We start from the raw sequence: 7,195 nt of genomic DNA on the forward strand, positions 1-7,195 counted from the left end.
ATTAGTTACGCATTTCCCGTATCCCATGGAAGAGATTTAAAGAACGCGGACACTCTGGTGTAAGACTCTTCGAAATCTGGTAGCTCTACGACAGTATCCTTTAGGGATGCGTACCCTTCAAAAGAACGTCTTTTTATTTCAGGGTCGTCTATGCCATTTACGTTTAGAAGATAATCGATGTTTTTACCTTCGCTCTTATTGAGTAAGGAGCGGTGAATTTTTGTTTTTTCTTCTTCGCTTAAAGTATAAATTGTGCTGAGTAAATAGTTTACATCGTATATATCCTGCTCTCTATTTCTTTTCCGCTCAGATTGCTGAAGTATAGATCTAATTTTTTCAGCAAGTAAATCGCATATATCATATGCCTGGATTTCACCATCATGATCACCAAGCTGTAACATTTCAACGTTGTATGATTTTTCATTGAAGCTGTAATCAATTACAATTACTAAAGGGCAATTTTTTTCATTAAGTCGCTTCATTTGAGCCGCGTTGCTTCGCAAGCAATAAGCAAGCTTCAACTTAATCGTTGGGAAAGTACCTTTTGGATTTGGCTTTATTTGGTACGATTGTAGTTGGCATTTTATTCCATAGTTTAGTCCAGACTCAACCACGTCCATGGATTCATTTAACGACTTTTCAAACTCTTCTAGATCTATCTCAGCAAGTTTTTTTTCTGTAGAAAAATCGATATCCGTTGTGAACCGAGTGCTCCCATAGCGAATCCCAAGAAGTGTTCCTCCTTTTATGATCATGCTAGTTCTTAGAGACTCATTTGAAGATATAGCTCTAAGGATGATGTGGGTAGCTTGTCTGGCCAATAGGTAATCAGGCTGGGCTTCTTGAACCCACTGCTCAATATCAATTTCCATATTGTTGTGCTATTTCCGCGTTAAGTGAAAGAGACCAATCAGCGTCAAAAATAGGAGAAAATGGTTCTCCAGGGACTAATATTTTCGAGCTACCTCTAGAGCGTTGCGACTCAATTTGCCATTCGGTCAGTTTTGGATGATCGACACCTACTATTTTTTGCAAAACGAATCCTGTACGTGCGATGTCAATTTTTCTGCCATGTTCATTTAGGAAATCTATAATTTGGGATGAATATCTACTACCGTATTCTACATACGTATCTATTACGTGATCTATCCCACCGCACTCTTTTGGGACTCTGAGCATATCCACAAAAGTTTTCCCTATGGATGAAACTTTCATAGGACTATTTTTTATTTGCACTGGTTCTATAAAATCTGTCTCGGTAGAGACGATAAGCTCTTTTCCCAAGATGGGCATATTTTTGGGAAATTTTGGTATAAAATGCATTGGCTCTATAAAAATATTACTGGCAATGCGTATCTCATCTAAAGATTTTTTTCGCCACTCTGCGGGAGAGCAAGTAGTCAAGCGAATGACTTTTGGTATTCTATCGGTTATGCCATACCATGCCATTGCATTTATTTTAGAAATATAAGCATGCGGATATATAGTACAAGCAATTTCTTGGGGGCTGTACTCGGGCTTACCGCGAATCACATAACTATTATATAAGTAATCTTTTGCATAAAAATCTGTAGGCGAAAGTTCACCTAGAGTGACGAGCAGCCCAGCCCTTTCTAGTTTTGATATGTTATTGCTGTAATCATTAACAGAAGCTTGAGCTTTTCTGATAAGCCCGATCTTTTGGCCTTTATATTCCTTCGCTATATAGAATATATATATCTGCTCGGATATTCGCTCCCTCGTAATTACTGAATAAGGGTAGTCGTTTAGCACCCATGCCATGAGCGCTTCCTCAAGCAATATCATGTGTGTTCGCCTTTTCGCATGGTTTCAACTCTTTACGGATATACGTCCTAAGGACGTATATCCGTAAAGAGCATTCAAGTCAAGGAAAAGCTTGATTTTGCTGGCTTTCGTTGTTTTTCGATACCAAGGCCGCTACAATAAATCCTTAGGATTTATTGTAGCGGCCTCTATACAAGAAAATTAAACGTTTTTTTGCCCTTGGGACGTGCGTTTTTTGGATCAGTTTTGGCTGGCATCGGGCTCTATAGTTGAGCTCGCTTCAGACCATCGTCTATGGATCATCGGATGGTGGGCCGCTGAAAAAAATATCGATCAAAATCTTGAGCACAAAAATTAAAAACTTAATTCTTTTAAACATCTATTAACGCTCCATTCGTGAATGACTCCCCACGCAAGGTTTGGGGGGCCTGAATCGGCGCAATGCCTATCCGAATGGTTTTTACAGTTTTGCGTTTTGATCTTTTTCAGTTCACTTCGCACGTACGAAAGACCCTGTGCGAAGGGGTCAAGACACCCCCGGCAATGGTAGGGATTGCAGGTGATGCAGGGCTGAAAGAATCAAGTCTTGGTGGTTATAAACGAAGGACCCGATACGCCAGGCGAGGCGGATCCATTCAGCGGAAGTGAGTTTTTGGAGATGGTTTTTTAGGGATGGCACGGTAAAGACCTTTTTGGATTGTCTTTGTATTTAGTGCTGAGCCATTTGGAATTGACCCTAAAAAACGACCGTTCGTCGGTTTATTTTCATTGGTCTCGCTGGCCTGTTGTGCCCCGCTTTGCTCCCTCCGCATGCTTGATATAGAGCTGGCCGCAAGAGCCTGCGTAATGGAGTAAAACGCTATGATCGAGCCCTCTTTCTTCCTCAAAGCCACTGGTGTGCTGGTTGTGTCCGTGCTGTTGCTTCGCTGGTGGTGTGCAAAGCGAAAAGCGAAGTGGGAGGCCGGTGGTTATCCACCAGGCACGAACTGACACGCACCTGGTTGGGAGGTAATCCGGAATTCGCATAACGGGACATTCGTTAAATGGACCCCCACAAAAAAGCCCACCGAGGTGGGCTTTTTTGCGCCTGCTGGACACCAGAGGGTGGGGGTCTGGTGTACCTTTCTAGGCGTGTCTGGTTTGACGCAGTCCCAAGGAGAGGTGACATGGAAATTCGTACCTTTCACACCGAAGAGTTTCGCACTGCGAAACTCTCCCTTTGGAAGTCATTTTCGCGGACGCGAAAATAGGAGGCCGTCACGATGCGAGCAGGAATCCAGGAAGAAACGTTGCGCGCCATGCTTGAAGCCGGCGCTGTACGTGAGGTGCTGATCAGCCGGCAGGACGATAAATGGGGTTTGGCGATTCGCCTGGGCGGCGCGGGAAGCCGTTGGCTGCCGGTGCGCTCGCGCCGTGAGGCGCTGCGCACCTGGTCCAGCCTGACGGCCGTCGGGCGCTTTGCCGAAAGCCTGGGGGTGAAGGGGTTTGCCGTCGAGCTGTGAAAAGATTTCGCATGCGAAATCTTTCCGAATCGGAAAGTCACGCCAAACCGCACAGCGGCGGCGCAAAGACGGCCAGACAGCCCGGTACCAAGCCCACCAGATGAAACACCAGGTGCAGCAGATCGAGCAGCAAGGAGGCCATGACATTGACCAGGGTGTCGTACAAAAACGCTTTGAAGTGAGCCATGTGAGGCATCCTCAATGATTTGGGGATACCCATTAGAAGGCACGTTTGCGCGTGTCATTAGCCCCACTTTGCATGTTTTTGAAAAAATCCCAGAGCCCAGACTGGGATTTCTCGCATGCGAGAAATTCACGCTGAAATACAAAAAAATCAGCTCTGATTGGGTTGAGGCTGAACGCTAACGGCCAAATTTGCGCGTTAGCGTTCAGATTTGACCTAGGGGTAGCTCATCAGGTGACTCCTGGCTCATTTTCGCGGACGCGAAAGTGACGCTGAAACACAACCTAATCAATCGGCCCCCCAAGTGTTAGTAGTCGGTGTGTAAAAGCCACTTTTTTACCTGGCACAGCCCGTAAACAGGCGACATCGAGAAGCATTTTTGGGGTAAAAACGGTGAAACGGTGGCTTTTACACACCGGCCCTGACACTTGGGGGGCTGCTATAGACACTTGGGGGGCAAACCATGGAACACACCGATAACACGCCTTATTTCATTGAACTTGGAGACGACCAGGGCGAGTGTTTGGGCGAGCCGTTGTGCATTGTCCGCGAGCGCGGGGAGGACGATCGGCGCGCCTTCGCCAGGATCAGGCAGGTGATAGCGGTAGCCCGGGCAGAAGCTGAGGGAAAAGACCGCGTAGAGAACGGCTAAGCAACGGCAGAAGAACACCGGGCAACGGTGATCGGTAGGTCAGGGCAACGCCTGAGCAACGCAGGGACGGCGGGCAAGATAGGTGAAGTGGGCCTACCGGCCCCTTCACGTCTTGCCCATTCACCTGCGGCTCAAGGGGGGGAGATACGTAGCCGGAAGCCTTTCCTTTTTAGATGGAGAACCGAAATTTTATGGTTAGCAGGGAAATTTTTTTGCCGTTTAGCGGAAAAAATCATGCTGCCATTTACCGATGTGAAAAATCACCTGGATTACCGTTTACCAAAAAACGCGTTTTTTTTGATTCCTGTTTACCGATATAGCGAAAGCAATTACCAATTTAAAAACACGTTAAAATACTGATTTATAAGTGTTTTTTTGAATTTTTGTCGCATTTTTTTTATCACTGTATCTAGATAGACGTAAAACTGAGCACTAAGCTTCGTTTCACGGTTAATGCGAGGTTTCTCAATGGACACAGTCAGTGCTTTTTTCTCGATTGTTTCTGGTGCCAGTCCTTTGGTGCTGGTAACGACGGTTTCAGTGGTTGCCCTTTTGGTGGTTGCTGAGTGTGTTAGGCAGGTTTGTAAGGCAGTTTCTAAAGGAAAAGATTAATGGCAAGGAAGTTCAGTAAGTGCCCTACTTGGTGGGTTAGGGACCCAGAGCAAAATCTGTCCAAGTTCATAGGAGGCAAATCATCTGGCTGTGGGATTGCAGCCTTGAAATGCCTCATCGCCCTATCGAGCTCGATAGATTTTTGGACGCGTCAGGCTAAATTGTCGTTGTCCGATCTGGAAAAGCTGACAGGCCTTTCAAGACCTATGGTCATAAGAGGTTTGGGCAGGCTGGTGGAGGCGGGCATCGTCCTGGTCGACAAAACCAATCATGTCCATGTGTATGAACTCACTGAAAAGACGGGAGATTCGTACTGGGCAAAAATCCCGTTTGATCGCGTAAGAAAGCATTTGCCGGAAATCTCTAACCGTGGAGAGGTGTACCTAACGGCCCTAAAAATCTATTTGGTTCTAGTGTCCATCCGCCCAAACGAAAGTGATTCGGTGGCCATTGGTTATGAAAAAATCAGGGATTATGTGGGATGTCAGCGAAGCAAAATCAGGCCTGCCCTCGACGTTCTTTATAGCCATACCTTGATTCGCATTGCGCATAGTGATGAATCGAAGGAAAGGCATAACGTCTATACGATTCTTGGTCTCTAGAACGGCTTTATCCCTAGCCGGAATCCTTCCCCCTTTGAAGGATGAGTTTCCGATTCGGAAACTTTTGGCTCATTCGTCCAGAGCGCTGAACAAACTGGCCCAGGTGGCGGGTTCTTGAGGTTTTTCAGGAGTTGAGGGTTTGGTAATTGGTGGGTGTTCTGGTTTGTGCTCGATGAGCAGAACGGTGGCGCGCAGCTCCTGGACTTCCTTGCGAAGTGCCTGGAGTTCAGCCAATACCTGGTCCCACGGTTGATCTGTGCCAATGTGTGCCACATCAGGTGTGACAAGCTGTGCCACAGGAACCAGGGCACCGTAAGCGCGCATCAGTTCCGAGGTCTCAAATTGGCGACATCCGGAAGGGTCAAGTCCATATGAAACAAGGCCTCTATCCATATCTCTATAGATTGAGCGTCGACTTCTTCCGGTTAGTTTTACGGCTTCGTTGAGGGTGTGCCATGCCATGGATTATGACTGTGCCAAAGTGTGCCAAAGAGGCAGGAAGCTTAATCCATGGAAAGGTATTTTGCCTAAAAGGGGAAGGATTCCGGCTATGCCTGAAAAACTCATTAAAGCTTCAGTGTCATCTGGTCACTTTTTGTGATCGTAAACGAGAAACCAATGATTTTTCGACCCTGCCGGCGAGGCTCTGCCGTAACAGTCAAATCAGTATTTTTATTCAGTTCAGCTAGGGCTGGGTCAATGACCCACCTACGCAGATCTTTGACGTTAGGATATTTTTCCCCCAGGTCGAGCATTTCGCGCAGCTGGGCGAGCGTGCATTCCCGCTGTTTGAGTTTGATGAATTGACTCATCAACTCATAGAGGCGGACAGAGTAGAAGCTAGACAGGCTGCCGATCTGCTTTAGCTGGTAACTGGTGAACTCTTTGTTCAGCATGGTTAGGTGCGGGATTACCGTGGGAGAGAAACCCAGCTCGACGCAGCCTTGGCCTTCCCTATATTTCACATGGAAAACCCAGCGCATACGCTCCACTAGCTTGCCCTTTACGTATCGACGAATGTCCCGGTTGAACAACCTAGTAGCTGCATCGTCCAGTGCCTCATAGGCGTGTTTCACATCAATGCCAAACACATCAGCAAAGATGTCGGCCCGGACGGTCAGATAGCCGTCCTTAGGCAGAGGTTTGCGCGAATCAATCAGCGACGCTGCGCAAAGAACCAAGCGTTTCTCGTTGAGCGTCAGAGTATGTGAGGCCTCAATAAGCTTGTTTGACTGAGTAACCTTGTTCTCAACCATTTTCAAATCTCTACCCGGAATCTCTCCCTGTTAAGGTATTTGGGGAGAGGGAGTTAGTCAACATACTCTCCCTGATACCGAGGAAGGAACAGCTATCTGTGTTTGTGGATAACAGCCGGAATCTCTCCCCTTAAACCCGGAATCTCTCCCCCTTAAACCCGGAATCTCTCCCCCTTAAACCCGGAATCTCTCCCCCTTTATCGTAAAAAATCCTTTTAAAACAAAGAGTTATTGATTCTAAAACAAGGATAAAACAAGAAAAACAAGCTTTAAAAGCCAGGGATTCCAAACGTTGACCTATAGACGATTGCCAACTGACTGCAACACCTAGGAATAGGCCAATGAAGATGTAAAAGAAGGAAGATATCCGTTCTCCAGGTATAGCGCCGCTCCAGTCGCTGTGCGCCCTCCATACACCGCGAGCAACCTTGACGTCGAGGAAGGGCTGCTTCGCTCCTTCACGGCGCAGGCTCCGCCCTGCGCGCTTTGCTTGCTCGCAACTTAGCCCTTAGGGGCCTGTCTTAGGTTCAGGGTTCACCAGACGCAGAACCTAAGACCCAGATCTAGTTCCTCTCAGATGTGAACCGCTTCCGCTGTCGACT

At 47.1% G+C, this 7,195-nt stretch carries 7 protein-coding genes; 2 read left to right on the top strand and 5 right to left on the bottom strand.

Going from position 1 to position 7,195, the window contains the following annotated elements; all coding sequences use genetic code 11:
• Positions 1–5: 5 nt before the first annotated feature.
• Positions 6–872 (bottom strand): nucleotidyl transferase AbiEii/AbiGii toxin family protein, encoded by an 867-nt coding sequence (locus PspR76_RS30950; protein ID WP_194241060.1) that lies wholly within the window; start codon positions 870–872, stop codon positions 6–8.
• Entirely contained in the window at positions 862–1,782 is a 921-nt protein-coding gene (locus tag PspR76_RS30955; RefSeq protein ID WP_159961732.1) for a type IV toxin-antitoxin system AbiEi family antitoxin domain-containing protein, read from the bottom strand. The genes PspR76_RS30950 and PspR76_RS30955 overlap by 11 nt, the downstream gene beginning before the upstream one ends.
• A gap of 1,265 nt (positions 1,783–3,047) precedes the next feature.
• Between PspR76_RS30955 and PspR76_RS30960 the strand changes: the two genes are divergently transcribed.
• On the top strand, positions 3,048–3,287 hold the full coding sequence (locus PspR76_RS30960; RefSeq protein WP_065944336.1) for a hypothetical protein: 240 nt from the start codon (positions 3,048–3,050) through the stop codon (positions 3,285–3,287).
• A gap of 37 nt (positions 3,288–3,324) precedes the next feature.
• Here PspR76_RS30960 and PspR76_RS30965 read toward each other — a convergent pair whose 3' ends face one another.
• On the bottom strand, positions 3,325–3,474 hold the full coding sequence (locus PspR76_RS30965) for a hypothetical protein (protein WP_159961735.1): 150 nt from the start codon (positions 3,472–3,474) through the stop codon (positions 3,325–3,327).
• A gap of 1,365 nt (positions 3,475–4,839) precedes the next feature.
• Here PspR76_RS30965 and PspR76_RS30970 point away from each other — a divergent pair.
• Positions 4,840–5,337, top strand: a complete 498-nt coding sequence (locus PspR76_RS30970; RefSeq protein WP_065944339.1) for a hypothetical protein — start codon at positions 4,840–4,842, stop codon at positions 5,335–5,337.
• 69 nt (positions 5,338–5,406) lie between these two features.
• Here the strand turns inward: PspR76_RS30970 and PspR76_RS30975 are convergent, their stop codons facing one another.
• Positions 5,407–5,799 carry an entry exclusion protein 1 gene (locus tag PspR76_RS30975; RefSeq protein ID WP_159961738.1) on the bottom strand — a complete coding sequence of 131 codons (393 nt, stop codon included), beginning with the start codon at positions 5,797–5,799 and terminating at the stop codon, positions 5,407–5,409.
• A gap of 104 nt (positions 5,800–5,903) precedes the next feature.
• Positions 5,904–6,593 (bottom strand): replication initiation protein, encoded by a 690-nt coding sequence (locus PspR76_RS30980; protein WP_159961754.1) that lies wholly within the window; start codon positions 6,591–6,593, stop codon positions 5,904–5,906.
• Positions 6,594–7,195: the final 602 nt, after the last annotated feature.

Origin of the sequence: Pseudomonas sp. R76, assembly GCF_009834565.1 — a bacterium.
Taxonomy (GTDB): Bacteria; Pseudomonadota; Gammaproteobacteria; order Pseudomonadales; family Pseudomonadaceae; genus Aquipseudomonas.

Coding starts and splice junctions, on each gene's coding strand:
- PspR76_RS30980 (WP_159961754.1), bottom strand. CDS start 6,593: ATGGTTGAGAACAAGGTTACTCAGTCAAACAAGCTTATTGAGGCCTCA.
- PspR76_RS30975 (WP_159961738.1), bottom strand. CDS start 5,799: ATGGCATGGCACACCCTCAACGAAGCCGTAAAACTAACCGGAAGAAGT.
- PspR76_RS30960 (WP_065944336.1), top strand. CDS start 3,048: ATGCGAGCAGGAATCCAGGAAGAAACGTTGCGCGCCATGCTTGAAGCC.
- PspR76_RS30955 (WP_159961732.1), bottom strand. CDS start 1,782: ATGGCATGGGTGCTAAACGACTACCCTTATTCAGTAATTACGAGGGAG.
- PspR76_RS30950 (WP_194241060.1), bottom strand. CDS start 872: ATGGAAATTGATATTGAGCAGTGGGTTCAAGAAGCCCAGCCTGATTAC.
- PspR76_RS30965 (WP_159961735.1), bottom strand. CDS start 3,474: ATGGCTCACTTCAAAGCGTTTTTGTACGACACCCTGGTCAATGTCATG.